This window comes from Nonomuraea africana (assembly GCF_014873535.1).
Lineage (GTDB): Bacteria > Actinomycetota > Actinomycetes > Streptosporangiales > Streptosporangiaceae > Nonomuraea > Nonomuraea africana.
The window spans coordinates 3,403,482-3,419,746 of the sequence record NZ_JADBEF010000001.1 but is presented as its reverse complement, the minus strand read 5'-3'; the positions used below and the strand labels follow the sequence as shown (position 1 = coordinate 3,419,746).

Sequence of the window (16,265 nt, the reverse complement as noted above, 5' to 3'; positions counted from 1 at the left end):
TCCACTCGCGGCAACCGACCGAAGCCCGCCATGTTGGGGAGCAACGGTGTCAACTGGACACCATTGAGGGTACGCCGACTGACACCAGTAGACACAGATGTGTCACGTACTGTGTAGCCATGAAGGCTCGGTAAAGGCGGCGTTTCCTGGAGCGGTCGCCCCGCGTCACGTGGGTCAGGGCCAGCACGGCGACCACACCCGCACCCAACGTCAGCGCCCAGGCCGGCAGGCTCAGTTCCGGCGCGACGGCCGCCACGGCCAGCCAGAGGCCCCCACCCAGGGCGCCGGCCGCGAGCGCCATGATTCGACGCAGAAGCGGCTCGCCGTACAGCACCGCGACCGTGCGCCGTCCCGCCGCGGCGTCACCCGGCGCGTCTGGGAGGTCCTTGGCCAGTGTCCCCACCAGGCCGACCCACAGCGACATCACCACCGAGAACACGAGGGTCCCCGCGCCCGGTGCCGTCGCTTGGGCGACGCTGGCGTATCCGGCCAGGTAGCTGAGGAGAGCGGCGGCCACTCCCGTGCCTGCCGCGCCCGGTGCGTGGCGTTTGAGGCTGAGCGGGGGCATCGAGTACGCGTAGCCGAGCACCAGTACGGCCGTCACCGCCAGTGTGGGCGTGGGGCCGAGAAAGACGGCGCCCACCAGGGACAGCACCGCAGCCGCCTTCGCGACCGCCGCGGCCGACTCCGGTCGCAACTCGCCTGCCGCGATGGGGCGGCGGGAGTCGTTGGCCCTGTCCTCCTGGACGTCGGATACTCCGTTGAGCAGGTACGCGGACAGGATCGCCAGGACCCATACCGCCGCCCCGCCCAGCACCCGTGGCGCCGACCACCCCAGCCATTCCGCGGCCCCTCCGAGCCCCTGCATGGCCGGCGACCCGATCCGCTCGGGCGTGGCACCCGCCACCCTCGGCGCCGATCCCCCGATCATGGCGGACACCCCGAGCGCCGCGCCGGTGGCGAACCTGAGGAGGTACATCGCCAGGACCGACGGGCGAGCCTCGACGAGGCACTTCAGGAGCGTACGAGTGGGGACGCGGTGCGGAACGGCTGCCTGGGTCACCATGGCGTGATTATGAGCCGCCCGCGGAGTTCCGTTAATGCAGATCTTCGAAGGAGGCAGCGGATGCTACATCTTTCGATACCGGCGATTGTCCGGCCTCTGCGCCACCCGTTCTTTCGGGCCTGGACTTGTTGGCGTCAGGTTCCGTTGTTAACGTCGGCCTACCGTCTCGGCCATCTCATTATAAGAGAGGACGGCGCCCCGGAAATGAGAAGCGGAACAGGCGAGGTAATTTTCGACTGGAACCAGTCAGACGTCCGCCCACCCGAGCCGCAGCCGACCGGGCAGGTGGAGCTGAACGACGAGTCGCTGCGTGACGGGCTGCAGAGCCCCTCCGTCCGCCAGCCCACCCTCGACGAACGGGCCGAGCTCCTGCGGCTGATGGCGAGGCTGGGGATCGACGCCGCCAGCATCGGCATGCCGGCCACCGGCCCCGAGGCCGCGCTCTTCGCCGCCCGGCTCGCTCAGCACGCCCAGGACCTGCAGTTGCCGCTGAACCTCCATTGCGCCGCGCGCACCGTCGCGGAAGACATCATTCCCATCGCCCAAATCAGCCAGGCCACGGGTCGCGCCATCGGGGTAATGGCGTTTATCGGAACGAGCCCCATAAGGATATATACAGAGGGCTGGACGGAAAACCATCTGGTAAATTCGGTCACGGCGGCCATGCAGTTCGGGCGGCGGGAGAATCTGCAGGTGTGCATCGTGGTGGAGGACGCCACGCGAACCTGCCCTGACATGCTCCGGCTCATCACCCACGTGGCCCTGCACGAAGGCGCCGAGCGGATCTGCCTCTGCGACACGGTGGGACACGCCACGCCGCGTGGCACCCGGGCGATCGTCGGATATGTGGGCGAGGAGGTCCTTGCCGCGCACGGCTTCGAGTCCGTGCCCATCGAATGGCACGGGCACAACGACCGGGGGCTGGGCCTGGCCAACGCGTTGGCCGCGATCGAGGCGGGCGTCGACAGGGTGCACGGCACCGCGCTCGGCATGGGGGAGCGCTGCGGCAACACCGCCATGGACCAGCTGCTGGTGAACCTGCACCTGTCCGGCGACACACGTGACCTGCGCGCGTTACCCGACTACTGCGCGTCCGCGGCCGCCGCCTGCGAGCGGCCGATCCCCGTCGACTACCCGGTGGTCGGGGCCGACGCCTTCCGCACCGCGACCGGTGTGCACGCCGCCGCGGTGGCCAAGGCCGAGTTCTCGGGGAACCTGCGGCTCGCGGACCGGGTCTACTCCGCCGTTCCCGCCTCCGAGGTGGGCAGGTCGCAGCAGATCGACATCGGGCCCGCCAGTGGCCGGTGGAACGTGTTGCACTGGATGCGCCAGCGCGGCCTTCCCGCTGATGGGGATGTGGTCGAGGACATCCTTCGCCTGGCGCATCGATCCCCCCGAGTGCTGACCGACTCCGAACTCCTTGCGATGGCGGGAGCGAGAAGCTGACGCGATGCATCGCGCTGGCCGTCGACGTGAGTTACTCTGAGTCCGGCTTGTCAGCTGACGCCGGATATATCCCGGAGGGGCTATCACGTGGGTGGACCGCGATGACACGCGAGGCCCAGGAACCCATCAGGGTCTTGCTCGTCGATGATCATGTTCTGGTGAGGGAAGGGCTGCGCGAACTCCTGGAGGCACAGGCTGGGATGGTCGTGGTGGGGGAGGCCGGCGACAGCGAGTCGGCGGTCGCCCTCGCGGCCAAGGAGCGGCCGCACGTCGTATTGCTCGACGTCGAGATCCCCGGTGACGACGCTCCGACGACCGTGGCCCGCATCCATCGGCACTCGCCCGAGACGCAGGTGCTGATCCTGAGCATGTACGACGGGCCTGAGCTGCTCCGCAGCCTGCTCGCCGCGGGGATCAGGGGCTATCTGCTGAAGAGCGCCAGCATCCAGGAAGTCGTGTCGGCCATCTACAGCGCCCGATGCGGCGACGGGCGGGTGCTGCTCGCCGTCTCCCGAGAGAGCCTGGCCCAGGTCGACGGTCAACCGTCGGACCTGCTGTCGGACCGGGAACGTGAGGTGCTCACCCTGGCCGCTCAGGCGCTCACCAACACCCAGATCGGCTCCCGGCTCGGGTTGACGGAGGCCACCGTCAAGCGGCACCTGCGCAATATCTTCATCAAGCTGGGTGCCGTGTCCAGGATCGACGCGGTCAACAAGGCCGTCAGCGCGTCCCTGATCAAGGTCGACAAGGTCCACAACGGACGTTGAGCGGGCTGCAGGGGGGATACCAGGTGTTCCCGCGGGGACTCACCCGGTGCGGGCCTCAGGGAGTGAAGATGCGCTCGAGCCTGGCACGCTGCTCGGGCGTCAGCCGTACGTTCTGAGCGGCGACGTTCATCTCCAAGTGCAACGGGTTGCGCGTGCTCGGGACCACCACGACGTCGTCCCCCTGGCCGAGCAGCCAGGCGAGAGCCAGGCGGGAAAGGCTGACGTTGAGCTCGGCGGCCATCTCCTCGGCGAGCGGCAGCCGCCGTACGCTCTGAAGCAGCCGCTCGCCACGGAAGCGGGGGTCGAGCCGGCGCAGGTCGCCGGAGCTCAGGTGTTCGGGAGCGCGGATCCTGCCGGTGAGGAATCCCCGGCCGAGCGGGCGGCCGGCGATCACTCCGATGCCGAGGGAGCGCGCGACGGGGAGCACCTCTGCCTCGATGTCGCGATGCATGAGTGAGTACTCCCTCACGAGCGCGGTCACGGGATGAACCCGGTGCGCCCGGCGGAGCTGGTCGGCGGAGACGTCGGAGAGCCCGATATGGCGGACCTTTCCGGCGGTGACCAGGGCGCCGACCCTGCCCACCACCTCTTCCAGCCCAGCTGCGGAATGGCTCACGTGGAACAGGTCGAGGTGGTCGGTGTCCAGCTCGCGCAGCCATGTGTCGCAGGCCCGCTCCACATCCCCCGTCCTGTCTCCCGCCACCACGATCGCGCGGTCGCGGCGGCCGATGAGAGCTTGCCGGACGACACCGTTGGCCCGACCCGAGCTGGGGCCGGTCTCCAGGAGGGCGAGGCCGAGTCCGAGCGCCTGCCGGATGACACGCACGCCGTCGGCCTCCTTCACCGCTCCGTAGAAGCCGCTCAGGGCCGCGCAGCCGAGGCCGATCGCCGGTAGCGTCAGCTCGCGCGCGCCGATCTTCCTGAGGCGCGCGGTGGCCGGTGTGCTCTCAGACATCAATCCAGAGCAGTACGCGAAGTCCGACGCATGTGGTGTGGAGGGTGTGCTCGCGCAACCGGTCATGCGCGATCTCCCGGGGTTCACGGGCCGGGATCTCGTCTGCGCCGTCCACCGGGGCGCGGATCGCGCCAAGCTGCAATCGAGTCATCATGGTGCACCCCTGGGTCTTGCGCCGGGGAGGGCGGGCCCTCCCCGCATGGATGCCTCAAGTGTGTTCCTCCGGGTTCGCGGCCGCTTAGCGAATGCCTAGCTTGGGGCCGTCCTTGGTTCCTGCTCGCCGGGGCAGCCCCTGCCTGGCCGTCCGGGTACGCCAAGCGGCTACGAGCTCCACGGTTCTCCTCGCCACTTGAATAAAATAGAGTGGCGAGGTGAAGGTGGTCACCGTCGGTGCGTTGGAGGCAGCGCATGGTCCATGCCAGGCGTAACTACGGTCAGTACTGCGGGCTCGCCGCCGCCCTCGACGTCATCGGTGAGCGGTGGACGCTGCTCATCATCAGGGAGCTGCTGCTCGGGCCGCGCCGCTACAGCGACCTCATCGCCGCGCTGCCGGGCGTCGGCACCAATCTCCTGGCCGAGCGGCTGAAGTTCCTCACCGCCGAGGGCGTGCTCCGCAAGGTGGCCGACGATCAGGGCAAGGATCGGGGCTACGAGCTCACCGAGATCGGCCGGCAGCTGCGTGAGCCGGTGCTCAGCCTGGCCCGCTGGGGGCTGCCGTTCCTGGACGCGCCGACGCCCGAGGATGTCGTGCGGCCGCACTGGGGGTTCCTGGCGGTGCAGGCGATGATCGATGACTCGCGGGTGCCCGACCGGGACGAGGCTTACGAGTTCCGGGTTGATGATGTGCTCTTCCATGTTCTCGTCAGGGATGGCAGTGCCAGCGCGGTCGAGGGTCGTTATCCCGGGTCGCCCACGGTGACCGCGATCACGGATGCCCACACGTTCATGGAGATCGGTTCCAAGCAGCTTTCGCCTTTCGGCGCTGTGGTGTCGGGGCGGCTCACGTTGCAGGGCGACCCGGAGGCGATCCTGCGGGTGAGTGCCTTGCTCGGCCTGGTCCCCGAGGGGTCGCCCGACCAGGCGCGCGGTGCCGCAAGCCGCTGAGCGGGGCGTCGCCGCTTCGCGGACGTGACGGGGTGAGAGGTCAGGACGGTAGCGGCAGAACGGGTGACGGTGCAGGCTGTTCCGCGCCGGTCAGGTGCAGGACTCCCTGCCTCAGTCTGACGAGCACGTTCTGGCCGGGGCGCAGCTCGCCGTAGAGAATCTTCTCCGACAGCATGTCCTCCAGTTCGCGCTGGATGGTACGGCGCAGCGGCCGGGCGCCCATGACCGGGTCGTAGCCCCGCTCGGCCAGGAACCGCTTGGCCTCCGCGGAGACCTCCAGCCCCATGCCACGATCCTTCATCCGGTCGGCGACCTGCGAGAGCATCAGGTCGAGGATGAGGATGACGTCCTTCGACGCGAGCTGGTGGAAGACCACGATGTCATCGACCCGGTTGAGGAACTCCGGCCGGAAGTGCTGCTTGAGCTCCTCCTGCACCTTCGCCTTCATCCGCTCGTAGTTCGACTCGCTGTCGTCGGACTTCGCGAATCCGACCCCGATGCCCTTGGAGATATCCCGCGTGCCCAGGTTCGTGGTCATGATGATGACGGTGTTCTTGAAGTCCACCACCCGGCCCTGGGCGTCGGTCAGCCGACCGTCCTCCAGAATCTGCAGCAGCGAGTTGAAGATGTCCGGGTGTGCCTTCTCGATCTCGTCGAACAGGACCACGGAGAACGGCTTGCGCCGCACCTTCTCCGTCAGCTGGCCGCCCTCCTCGTACCCGACGTAGCCGGGAGGCGAGCCGAACAGCCTGGAGACGGTGTGCTTCTCCATGAACTCCGACATGTCCAGCATGATCAGAGCGTCTTCGTCGCCGAAGAGGAACTCCGCCAGAGCCTTGGACAGCTCGGTCTTACCGACACCGGACGGGCCGGCGAAGATGAACGAGCCGCCGGGACGGCGCGGGTCCTTCAGACCGGCGCGGGTGCGCCGGATGGACCGCGACAGGCCCTTGATGGCGTCGTCCTGGCCGATGATCCGCTTGTGGAGCTCGTCCTCCATGCGCAGCAGCCGCTGCGCCTCCTCCTCGGTCAGCTTGACGGCCGGGATGCCTGTCGCTCTGGCCAGCACTTCGGCGATGAGCTCCTCGGTCACCTCACTCGGCACGGGGTGGGCGCCTCTGCGGATGCGTATGCGTGAGCCGGCCTCGTCGATGAGGTCGATCGCCTTGTCGGGCAGGAAGCGGTCGCTGATGTAGCGGTCGGCCAGCTGTGCGGCGGCCACCAGCGCGCCGTCGGTGATCGACACACGGTGGTGCGCCTCGTAGCGGTCACGCAGCCCCTTGAGGATCTCGATCGTGTGCGTGAGGGAGGGCTCGGCCACCTGGATCGGCTGGAAGCGCCTCTCCAGGGCGGCGTCCTTCTCCAGATACTTCCGGTATTCGTCGAGCGTGGTGGCCCCGATGGTCTGCAGCTCGCCACGCGCCAGCATGGGCTTGAGGATGTTGGCCGCATCGATCGCACCCTCGGCCGCCCCCGCCCCCACCAGCGTGTGCAGCTCGTCGATGAACAAGATGACGTCGCCTCGGGTGCGGATCTCCTTGAGCACCTTCTTCAGCCGCTCTTCGAAGTCCCCTCGATAGCGCGAGCCCGCGACCAGAGCCCCGAGGTCGAGCGTGTAGAGCTGCTTGTCCTTGAGCGTCTCGGGCACGTCCCCATCGACGATCATCTGGGAGAGCCCCTCGACGACGGCGGTCTTGCCGACGCCGGGCTCGCCGATCAGCACCGGGTTGTTCTTGGTCCGCCGGGAGAGCACCTCCATGACCCGCTCGATCTCCTCCTCACGGCCGATCACCGGATCGAGCCTGCCCTCGCGGGCCGCCTCGGTGATGTTCATGCCGAACTGGTCGAGGATGGAGGACTTGGGCTTGGGCGGCGCGACCGGGGGCCGCTGGTCGTCCTCGTCCCCGATCTCGTCCCCCTGGAGGATCCTGGTGACCTCGTTGCGGATGCCGGTGGGCTCGGCTCCCTGGGTGGCCAGCACCTGCGCGGCCACCCCTTCGCCCTCCCTGATCAGGCCGAGCAGGAGGTGTTCGGTGCCGATGTGGTCGTGGCCGAAGAAGAGTGCCTCGCGGAGCGCCAGCTCGAGCACGCGCTTGGCGCGAGGGGTGAAGGGGATGTGCCCGTCATGGGGCCGCTCGCCGGGCAGGCTGATCGAGACGACACCCGTCTGGACCGCTTCCAGCCCGATGCCGAGCTTGGTCAAGGCGAGCGCCGCGACGCCCTGCCCCTCCAGGAGGAGGCCGAGCAGGATGTGCTCGGTCCCGAGATAGTCGTGGTTGAGCTTCCTGGCCTCCTCCTGAGCCAGGACGAGAACCCGCCGCGCGCGGTCGGTAAATCTCTCGAACATTCCTCGCTCCCCGGATGGCCGATGCTAACTACTACTTTCTAAAGTTCGCTTGTTCATAGGTTCATGGCAAGAGGTTCGCTCACAAGTGATGCGGCTCGATCCGCCGGGTGAGCTATCGCTGTGAGGACGAAACCGTCGGCCACGCGCCACCCTCCCGCGAGCTCCGTCAGCAGCCCACCTCGGTGGACAGTGGCGATCTTCGACAGGCGGGCGTGGAACGTCCCCGCCGACGGGTCGATCGTGACGGTGGCCTCGGAGAAGTCCAGCCAGCGCCGGGTGAGGGGGAACCAGGCCTTGTAGATCGACTCCTTGGCGCTGAAGAGCACGCGATCCCAGTGCACGCCGGAGGGCAACCGGGCCAGCGCCCAGCGTTCGGTTCGCAGCGAGATCATGTCGAAGACCCCGGCGGGCAGCGGCTCGTGCGGCTCGGCGTCGATCCCGATGGTCAGGATCTGCGTGTCCATCGCGACGGCGCACGCGCGGTAACCCTCGCAGTGCGTGATGCTGCCGACCACGCCGTCGGGCCACGCGGGAGCGCCGCGCTCGCCTCGGGGCACGGGGACGGGAGGCAGCCCGAGCCGGGCCAGGGCGCGCCGCGCGCAGGCGCGGCCGCTGGTGAACTCGCGGCGCCTGGAGTCGACCGCCCGCTGCACCGCGACGGCCTCCTCCTCGAACAGCATGGCGCCGGGCCGGTCAGCGAACAGCTCGGCCACAGCGACGCCCTTGGGCAGGATTTCCTCGATCACGCCGGCTCCAGTACGGGAAGGACCTGGCGGAAGATGTCGTGCGGGTGCCCACGCCGCTCCCACTCGCGCGGGTAGCCGACGGAGACCTCCTCGAAGCGCACGCCGTCATGCCAGGTGACTCGGGGGATGTGCAGATGGCCGTAGATCACCGCCGCCGTGCGGAACCTGCGGTGCCAGTCGGCCGTCAGCTCGGTGCCGCACCAGAGCGCGAACTCCGGGTGGCGCAGGATCGCCGTCGGCTCGCGAACCAGCGGGAAGTGGTTGACCATGACGATCGGCACGTCGGGATCGCAGGCCGCCAGCCTGCGCTCGCTCTCGGCCACGCGCGCCCGGCACCAGGCCTCCCTGCTCGGGTAGGGGTCGGGGTGGAGCAGGAACTCGTCGGTGCAGACCACGCCGGCCTCGTGGGCCAGTGCCAGCGCCTCCTGCTTGGTGGTGCAGCCCGCCGTACGGAAGCTGTAGTCGTACAGGACGAACAGGGGCGCGATCGTGACCGGCCCGCCCTCCCCCGTCCAGACCGGGAAGGGGTCCTCGGGGGTCAGCACACCCAGGCTGCGGCACAGCTGGACCAGAGCTCGGTACTTGCCGTCGCCCTGCAACTGGAGGCGGTCGCCCGGTACCGTCCACAGCTCGTGGTTGCCCGGGGCCCACACCACCTTGGCGAAGCGATCGCGCAGGGTGGCCAGCGCCCAGGCGATGTCCTCCCAGCGCTCGGCCACGTCACCGGCGATCACCAACCAGTCGTCCGTCGCTTCGCGGGGCAGGTCCTCCAGCAGCTCCCGGTTCCTCGCGTAGGCGACGTGCAGGTCGCTGACGGCGACCAGTCTTCCCGCCGCCACACCTCCTCGAGTGCCCATACTCCGACTATCGCCTGACAGCGCTCGATTGCCCAGTGAACTGTCGCCCCGCCGACAGATGCCGAGCGGGCCGGCCGAGGCCTGCCTACCTTGCCGAGTATGGCTACCGAAGCAGCCCGTCCACGGCACTGGGACGGCGAAGTGAACGGTGACAGTGCCAGCTCTTGGTCGACGGCGGCGGTCCGGGACACCTGGGTGAGTGCCGGGCTGCTCGTCCTTCGTGTGGCGCTCGGCGCCACCTTCCTGCTGCACGGCGTGCAGAACCTGTTCGGCGCGTGGACCGGATGGGACACCGCCAAGATGGCCGGCTACCTCGGCTCCAAGGGGGTCGGGGCATCCCAGACCTTCTCGTGGATCACCGCGATCACCGAGGTGATCGCCGGAGTCCTGCTCCTGGTAGGGCTGCTCACCTCGGTGGGCGCGGCGATCGTGGTGGTCACGATGGCCGCCTCCAGCTACATCAAGCTGTCCGCGGGCGGCGGCTTCTTCATGCCGACGGGCTTCGAGTGGGAGCTGGCCGTGCTCGCCGGCGGGCTGGGCCTCCTGCTGGCGGGAGCGGGCAGGTTCGCCGTGGACAGCAAGCTGTCCGGCCGGGCCCTCGGCCGCGCCAGGACGATCTCGATCGTGCTCGCGGTGCTCGCCTTCGTCGCCATCGTCCCGTTCCTCAGCTGATCTTCGGCCGGCGGGCCGCCGTACCCAAGGAGACCCGGTGAACAGAGCTTTCGTCGCTCTGGTGACGTTCGTGTCCGTGGTGGTCGGCGGCTGGCTGGCCCTCGCGCTGGGCGGGGAGGAGCGCGGCGGCGTGCCGCACCGCCCGGTGCTCGTCGACGGCCGTGTGCCGGCCACGCTTTACGTGCCGGGCGCGGTCACGGCTCCGGGCGTCCTGGGCATGCCCGACCCGCCTCCGCCGGGGAGCAGGCCGCCCGTGGTCGTGCTCGCACACGGCCACTCGGCTGATCAGGCCACCATGAGCGTGCTCGCGCGGCGCGTCGCCGCCGCGGGCTACGCGGTGGTCACCTTCGACTTCCGCGGCCACGGCCTGAGCACCGAACGGCACCAGTCCGCCGGGTTCGAGGGCATGCGCTCCGATCTCGACGCGGTCCTCACCTGGCTGGGCACGGTGCCCTACGTGGACGCGGCCAAGGTCGTCGTCGTCGGCCACTCGATGGGCGCCGCCGGAGTGCTCGACTTCGCGGTGCGCGATCGACGGCCCGTCGCCACCGTCGCCATGGGCGGCGCCATGGGCGGGATCGAGCCCACCACCAGAGCGAAGAACGTCCTGTTCGTGGTGGCGGAGGGCGATGCGGGCGTCGTGCGAGAAGGCGCTGAGCGTACGGCACGCCTGTGGTCGGGCACCCCGCTCTCCTACGGTCAGGTCTACGGCGACCAGGCTCAGGGCACGGCCGTGGCCCTGCGGGAGGTGGCCGGGACCAACCATCTGACGATGCTCTTCTCGGACACCACCGCCGGATACGTGGTGGACTGGGTGGCGAAGGCGACCGGCCGTCCCGCCGCGGCGTCCGGTGCCGCGGATCGGCGGCCCGCGCTGACGGCGCTCTACCTGGTATGCGCCGCCGTACTCCTCACGCTCGTGGGCTTCGCCGGCGGAGCGCTGGCCCGCACGAACCGCCCGCCCGCCGAAGCGGGACGTCCCGCCCTCGGCCTCCCGCTCGTGGTCGGCGCGCTGCTGCTGCCGTTGCCGTGGCTGGCCTGGGGCGACGCGGGCCACCTCCTCGGGATGGAGGCGGGCGGCGCGCTGGCGTTGCTGCTGGGCATCGCCGGAACGATCCTCCTCGCCGTGGGTCGGCTCACTCCGGCGCGGTGCTGGTTCCCTGCCCAGGAAGCGTGGTCCGCGCGGCACACGCTCGCGCCCGCCGCTCTGGTCCTCGTGGGCGTGATCGTGCTGCTGACACCGCTCGGGGCGATGGTGCACGGCCTGGTGCCCACCCCCGAGCGCGTGCTGATCTGGGCGCTGACCGCCGCCCTGATCCTGCCCTTCTTCCTGGCCGTCGACCGGATGCTGCGCCGTGGCCGCCCGCCGGCCGCCGCGGCGAGATCGCTCGCCGCCCGCCTCCTGGTGCTGGCGATTGTCATGATCGGCGTCATCACCCAGGTGCTGCCTGGCATGCTGGGGCTGTACGTCATGGTGCTGGGGCCGTTCCTGCTCCTGCTCGAACTGGCCGCCTACGGCCTGTACGCCCTGGGCCGCGACCACAGGCTCACCGCGTTCGTCCAGGCAGGGGCGGTGGCCTGGGTCCTGAGCTGGTTGTCGCCGATCATGTGGTGAGGTGGGGGTCGAAGTGTCACGTCCCGGTCTGTTCGAGTCGGCCACGCCCGAGTACGCCAAGGCGCGGGCCGAACTGCTGAGAGACGAGCGCCGGTTGCGTGACCTGGGGGAGCAGGTGGCCGCGCGGCGGCGTGCCCTGCCCAGAGGGCCCGAGCTGGACGAGGACCCCCCGCTCGCCGCGCTCGACGCCTCGCCGGTGCGCTTGAGCGGGCTGTTCGGCGACCATCCCACGCTGCTCGTCTACAACATGATGTTCGACGAGGACTGGCCGGAGCCGTGCCCCCTGTGCTCCATGTGGGTCGACGGCCTCGACGCCGTCACCCCGCACCTGCTCGAGCGCACCGCGGTGGCCGTCATGGCACCCGCAGGGCCCGCGCGCCTGGCCGAGGTGGCGCGGCGCCGGCAGTGGCGGTGGGTTCCCGTCTACTCCACCCAGCCCGGCGACCTCACCGACCGGCTCGGGCTGCGCGCGCATCCCGGCGACCTCGAACCCGTGGTGACGGTCTACGACAGGTCGGACGGGCGAACGAGGATCTCCTGGCAGGGCTCGGCCATGCTGAGCGACCCCGGGGACGAGCCGTACCAGCCGAGTGACGGCGGCGACGCCCGCGGCCTCGACCTGCTCTGCGCGACCTGGTCGCTGCTCGACCTCCTGCCGCAGGGCCGTGGCGACTGGTATCCCAGCCGCCGGACCCGCTAGTGGCAGAGCTTGATCATTGTTTCGATCGCCCGGTCGAGCTGCTCCACGTCGTTGTACAGGTGCGGGGAGACCCGGACCGCGGGCAGCTCGCCCTGCACGCCGGGGTGGGCGAAGCGGGTGATTTCGACGGTGATCCCGTGCTCGTCGGCCAGCTGCCGCTTGAGCTGGACGAACACGCCGAGGTTCGCCGAACCCCGGAAGGGGTCGAAGGCCACCAGACCCGAGTGCAGCCGCGGGTCGTCCATGGGGCTGAAGAGGGCATCCCGTCCCCAGTGACGGACGACGCGCTCCTTGAGGTGGGTGCCCAGCTCCAGGACGTGGCGCTGGATGCGGTCGCGGCCGATCCGGTCCCACAGCTCGCAGGCGATGCGCAGGCCCTGCGCCCGCGACAGGTCCGCCGAGTCGCTCTGCTGGAGCAGGCGCCCGAGGTCGTGGGGCCGAGGGGGCAGGCCGTCTCGGAGCGGGTAGAGCAGGGAGACGACCGGCCAGAAGGCCGGCAGGGGCAGGGGCCGGTTGCGCGCGTAGATCAGGCCCGTGCCCATGGGGCCGCACTGGTATCTCGATCCCGACGCGCTGAGGAAGTCCACACCCAGGTCCCGCAGCCGTACGGGGAAGTGGCCGAGCAGCTGAGCGCCGTCGAGCACCGCGATCAGGTCGTGCCGCCGCGCCAGCTCGACCAGCTCGGCCGTGGGGAAGGCGGCTCCGGTGGTCAGAGTGATCCCGGCCCACTGGAGCACCCTGGTGCGCGGCGTGATCGCCGACCGCACCAGCTCGACGATCTCCTCGGCGCGCTGCCCTGCCCCGATCGGCGGGGTGAGCTCCCTGAGGACGACGCCACGACGGTCGCGCAGCTGGCAGAGCGGCGCGCGCACGGTGTAGCACTCGTGGTCGGTGGTGATGATCTCGTCGCCTTCGCGCAGGTCGAGGCCGGCCAGGATCCGGGCGTTGGCGTCGGTGGCGCTCGGCACGATCGCCAGCTCGTCGGCCTCGCACCCGAGCCCTCCCGCCAGGGCCTCCCGCACTTCGGTGAGCGCGGTGTCGGCGAACGGGTCGCGCGGCGACCTCGCGTACACCCGGTCGGCGCTGCCGAGCACGTCCAGCACGGCGCGCGGCGCTGAGCCGAGGCCCGCCGTGTTCAGGTGGATGAGGTCAGGGTCGATCGTGAACAGCTCGCGTACCTGCCGCCAGTCCATCATGTGCGTCGTCCAATCCGTTCAGGGCCGTGATGTGGGCAGGGGTCGTGCCGCAGCAGCCGCCGAGCAGAGCCAGGCCGTACTGCTGCCGCCAGCTCGACATCAGCGCGGCGAAGAGTTCGGGCGGCACAGGTGTGCCGTTGCGGGGTTCGAGGTTGGGCATGACGCCGATGGCGCCCGTGCCGAGGGTGGCGAGTTCGGCGACGCAGTCTCGCGCCGCGTCCAGCGAGGTGCAGTTGACGAGCACGGCCGCGGCGCCCGCCCGGTGCACGGCCACGGCCGCACGGGCGACCGGCTCACCCGACAGCAGGGTGGCGCGGGGACCGCAGACGAAGCTGACCCAGGCGGTCAGGCCCGCGCCTCGCGCCTCCTCCACCGCGATCCGCGCCTCGCGCATGGTGTTGACCGTCTCGATCAGGGCGAGGTCGATCCCGGCCGCCGCCAGCTGCCCGGCCATCCACCGGTGCTCGGCGCGGAGCTCGGCGTCGGCGGGGACGAGGTCGGGCCGGTAGCAGTCCTCGACAGGGGCCACCGAACCGGCCACCATCACGTCGTCGTGACCATGCCGCGCCGACCGCGCCAGGTCCACGGCGAGCCGGACCAGGTGGCCTGCCTGCCGCTCGTCCAGCTTCGCCCGCCGCAGGGCCCGCAGGTTGCAGCGGAAGGTGTTGGCGGTCAGCACCCTGGCTCCCGCGTCGAGGTAGCGCCGGTGCACGGCACGCAGCAACCCCCGGCCGTGCTCGGTGAGCAGGGCCCGGGTGGTCCACCAGGGTGCGGCCATGGGCAGCCCGCGCCGCTCCAGCTCCGTGGCCACCGCCCCGTCCAGGAGGATCACGGCGGGTCCCCTCCCCGCATGGCCTCCAGCAGGTCCTCCAGGAGGTCGCGCCGGTCCTCCAGGCCGACCGACAGGCGGATGAGACGATCGGACAGCCCCATGCGAAGCCGTACCTCGCGGGGGACGGGACGCTGGGTCATCATGGCGGGGCACTCGATCAGGGAGTGCACCCCGCCCAGGCTCACCGCACAGCTGAAGAAGCGCAGCCGGGCCATCAACTCGACGGGGTCGCCGGCGTACTCGAAGCTCAGCACCGAGCCGGGGCCGGACATCTGACGCTTGGCGACGTCGTACTGGGGGTGGCCGGGCAGGCCGGGGTAGTGGACCAGGGAAACGGACGGGTGGCCGCTGAGCATCGCGGCGATCGCCTCGGTGGTGCGGACCTGCCGCTCGACCCGGACCGACAGCGTCCTGAGCCCGCGGTGGATCAGGAAGCAGTCCAGCGCTCCCGGGACGCCGCCGGTGGCGGTGCGGTGCGCGAGCAGGTGGTCGTGCAGCTCCGGACGGTTGTAGACGAGCGCGCCGCCGATCACGTCGAGATGCCCGGAGATCGACTTGGTGGTGCTGTAGAGCGTGATGTCCGCGCCCCAGCTCAGTGGCTGCTGGAGCAGCGGACCCGCGAGCGTGTTGTCCACGACGACGGTGGCTCCCGTGGCGTGGGCCGCGCGGCAGACGAGGTCGAGGTCGGCGATCTTCATCAGGGGATTGGTCGGGCTCTCCACCCAGACCAGGGCGGCGCCCTGGACCGCACGTTCGACGAGGGACGGCTCGGCCAGATCGGCGTACTCGACGGCGATGCCGTACTTGCCGATCCACTCCAGCAGGGAACGGGTGCCGCTGTAGACGTTGTCGGAGCAGACCACCCGGTCTCCGGGAGACAGCAGGCTCACCACCGCGGTCGCGGCCGCCTGCCCGGAGGCGTAGGCGGTGGCGAACGCGGCGTTCTCGAGCGCTGCCAGGCAGAGCTCGAGATCCTCGCGGGTGGGGTTCTCGCCGCGGCCGTAGAAGTACTGCGGCGGGTCCTGCAGCCGCCGGTCGTAGGTGGCGGACAGGTGCACGGGCGGGATCACGTCTCCGGTGCCCGGATCCCGGGGGCGTCCGGCGTGGATCAGCTTGGTGTCGAGCCTCACCGGGCACCCCGCACGCACAGGCAGGTGGAGGTGAGGTCGAGCGACCCGTCCGGCTTGGCGTGGGCCGCGGCTGCCTCGGCCACCGCATCCCAGATCAGCGGGTCGGCCGCCTCGCGCACGAGCGAGCGCATCCTGGGAGGGAGCACGTCCCTGGAGAAGGCCACGAAGTGCGACACCGACTCCATGACGAAGGGCACCTTCCGCTCGGTGACGGTGACCTCGGTGAAGCCCGCCTCCGCGAGTTCGGCGGCCACCTCCTTGGGGTCCGCCATGGAGAAGGGGCCGGGCAGGCCCGGCGGCGGGGGCGCCAGCGCGAGCCGCTCGGCGATGACCCGGAAGGCAAGACTGATCATGGGTACGGCAGGCGGCGGCGCCCACGTCGCCGCGGCGAGCACGCCACCGGGCTTGAGCAGCCCGGCCAGCGCGCGCAGCGTGGCGACCCGGTCGGCTGCGAACATCAGCCCCCAGCGGCTGAGCACGACGTCGAAACTGCCTGGCGCCAGCCCCGCCGTGGTCACGTCGCCCACGAGGAACTCCGCGAAGGGCACGTGCGCCGCCCGTGCGCGCGCGGCGCTGATCATGGCAGGGGACACGTCGATCCCGACCACCCTGCCCCGCGGCCCGACCACTCCGGCGGCGGTGAGGGCCGGTTCGCCCAGCCCCGTCCCGACGTCGAGCACCGACTGTCCGGGGCGCAGCCCGCCCAGGCGCACGAGCGCCGTGCTCACCGAGGCCGCTCCTCGCTCGAAGACGTTCTGCCAGCGCCGCCAGCCATCGCTGACCGCGTCCCAGATCTCGCGCTGCTCGTTCACGACCGACGTCATGGCACACC

15 protein-coding genes are annotated in these 16,265 nt (G+C 70.4%); 6 read left to right on the top strand and 9 right to left on the bottom strand.

The features are described 5' to 3' along the window. Positions 1-49: 49 nt before the first annotated feature. Positions 50-1,066 (bottom strand): UbiA family prenyltransferase, encoded by a 1,017-nt coding sequence (locus H4W81_RS16185; protein ID WP_192775571.1) that lies wholly within the window; start codon positions 1,064-1,066, stop codon positions 50-52. 204 nt (positions 1,067-1,270) lie between these two features. On the opposite strand from H4W81_RS16185, the gene H4W81_RS16180 reads away from it, so the two are divergent. Together H4W81_RS16180 and H4W81_RS16175 are read left to right on the top strand one after the other, a co-directional pair. Beyond that, positions 1,271-2,512 (top strand): LeuA family protein, encoded by a 1,242-nt coding sequence (locus H4W81_RS16180; protein ID WP_192775570.1) that lies wholly within the window; start codon positions 1,271-1,273, stop codon positions 2,510-2,512. 101 nt (positions 2,513-2,613) lie between these two features. Further along, positions 2,614-3,279: a response regulator transcription factor gene (locus tag H4W81_RS16175; protein ID WP_192775569.1), complete on the top strand. Its 666-nt coding sequence runs from the start codon at positions 2,614-2,616 to the stop codon at positions 3,277-3,279. A 55-nt stretch (positions 3,280-3,334) separates the two neighbouring features. On the opposite strand, the gene H4W81_RS16170 is transcribed toward H4W81_RS16175, so the two are convergent. Then, entirely contained in the window at positions 3,335-4,234 is a 900-nt protein-coding gene (locus H4W81_RS16170; protein WP_192775568.1) for an aldo/keto reductase, read from the bottom strand. Positions 4,235-4,642: 408 nt separating this feature from the next. Between H4W81_RS16170 and H4W81_RS16160 the strand changes: the two genes are divergently transcribed. Then, positions 4,643-5,338, top strand: a complete 696-nt coding sequence (locus tag H4W81_RS16160; protein WP_192775566.1) for a winged helix-turn-helix transcriptional regulator — start codon at positions 4,643-4,645, stop codon at positions 5,336-5,338. Between the two features lie 40 nt (positions 5,339-5,378). Here H4W81_RS16160 and H4W81_RS16155 read toward each other — a convergent pair whose 3' ends face one another. Genes H4W81_RS16155 through H4W81_RS16145 form a run of 3 tightly spaced genes read right to left on the bottom strand, consistent with a single transcriptional unit; the run spans position 5,379 to position 9,288 of the window. Beyond that, on the bottom strand, positions 5,379-7,685 hold the full coding sequence (locus H4W81_RS16155) for an ATP-dependent Clp protease ATP-binding subunit (protein WP_192775565.1): 2,307 nt from the start codon (positions 7,683-7,685) through the stop codon (positions 5,379-5,381). Between the two features lie 53 nt (positions 7,686-7,738). Continuing rightward, complete coding sequence (locus H4W81_RS16150) at positions 7,739-8,431, bottom strand: 4'-phosphopantetheinyl transferase family protein (protein ID WP_192775564.1); 693 nt, start codon at positions 8,429-8,431, stop codon at positions 7,739-7,741. Continuing rightward, a complete protein-coding gene (locus tag H4W81_RS16145) occupies positions 8,428-9,288 on the bottom strand; it encodes a metallophosphoesterase family protein (protein WP_192775563.1) in 861 nt (286 codons plus the stop codon). The genes H4W81_RS16150 and H4W81_RS16145 overlap by 4 nt, the downstream gene beginning before the upstream one ends. A gap of 99 nt (positions 9,289-9,387) precedes the next feature. Here H4W81_RS16145 and H4W81_RS16140 point away from each other — a divergent pair, with 99 nt between their 5' ends. The 3 genes from H4W81_RS16140 to H4W81_RS16130 are packed head-to-tail and all read left to right on the top strand — an operon-like array spanning position 9,388 to position 12,275. Continuing rightward, entirely contained in the window at positions 9,388-9,960 is a 573-nt protein-coding gene (locus H4W81_RS16140) for a DoxX family protein (RefSeq protein ID WP_192775562.1), read from the top strand. A 37-nt stretch (positions 9,961-9,997) separates the two neighbouring features. Then, entirely contained in the window at positions 9,998-11,575 is a 1,578-nt protein-coding gene (locus H4W81_RS16135; RefSeq protein ID WP_192775561.1) for an alpha/beta hydrolase, read from the top strand. A gap of 13 nt (positions 11,576-11,588) precedes the next feature. Further along, positions 11,589-12,275 (top strand): DUF899 family protein, encoded by a 687-nt coding sequence (locus H4W81_RS16130; protein ID WP_192775560.1) that lies wholly within the window; start codon positions 11,589-11,591, stop codon positions 12,273-12,275. Here the strand turns inward: H4W81_RS16130 and H4W81_RS16125 are convergent. The 4 genes from H4W81_RS16125 to H4W81_RS16110 are packed head-to-tail and all read right to left on the bottom strand — an operon-like array spanning position 12,272 to position 16,257. Then, the gene (locus tag H4W81_RS16125; protein ID WP_192775559.1) at positions 12,272-13,471 is read right to left on the bottom strand and encodes an aminotransferase class V-fold PLP-dependent enzyme; all 1,200 of its coding nucleotides are present in this window, start codon (positions 13,469-13,471) and stop codon (positions 12,272-12,274) included. The genes H4W81_RS16130 and H4W81_RS16125 overlap by 4 nt on opposite strands. After that, positions 13,425-14,303 (bottom strand): homocysteine S-methyltransferase family protein, encoded by an 879-nt coding sequence (locus tag H4W81_RS16120; RefSeq protein WP_192775558.1) that lies wholly within the window; start codon positions 14,301-14,303, stop codon positions 13,425-13,427. The genes H4W81_RS16125 and H4W81_RS16120 overlap by 47 nt, the downstream gene beginning before the upstream one ends. Next, complete coding sequence (locus H4W81_RS16115; RefSeq protein ID WP_192775557.1) at positions 14,300-15,433, bottom strand: trans-sulfuration enzyme family protein; 1,134 nt, start codon at positions 15,431-15,433, stop codon at positions 14,300-14,302. The genes H4W81_RS16120 and H4W81_RS16115 overlap by 4 nt, the downstream gene beginning before the upstream one ends. Beyond that, a complete protein-coding gene (locus tag H4W81_RS16110) occupies positions 15,430-16,257 on the bottom strand; it encodes a class I SAM-dependent methyltransferase (protein WP_192775556.1) in 828 nt (275 codons plus the stop codon). Before H4W81_RS16110 ends, H4W81_RS16115 begins: the two co-directional genes overlap by 4 nt. Positions 16,258-16,265 lie beyond the last annotated feature (8 nt).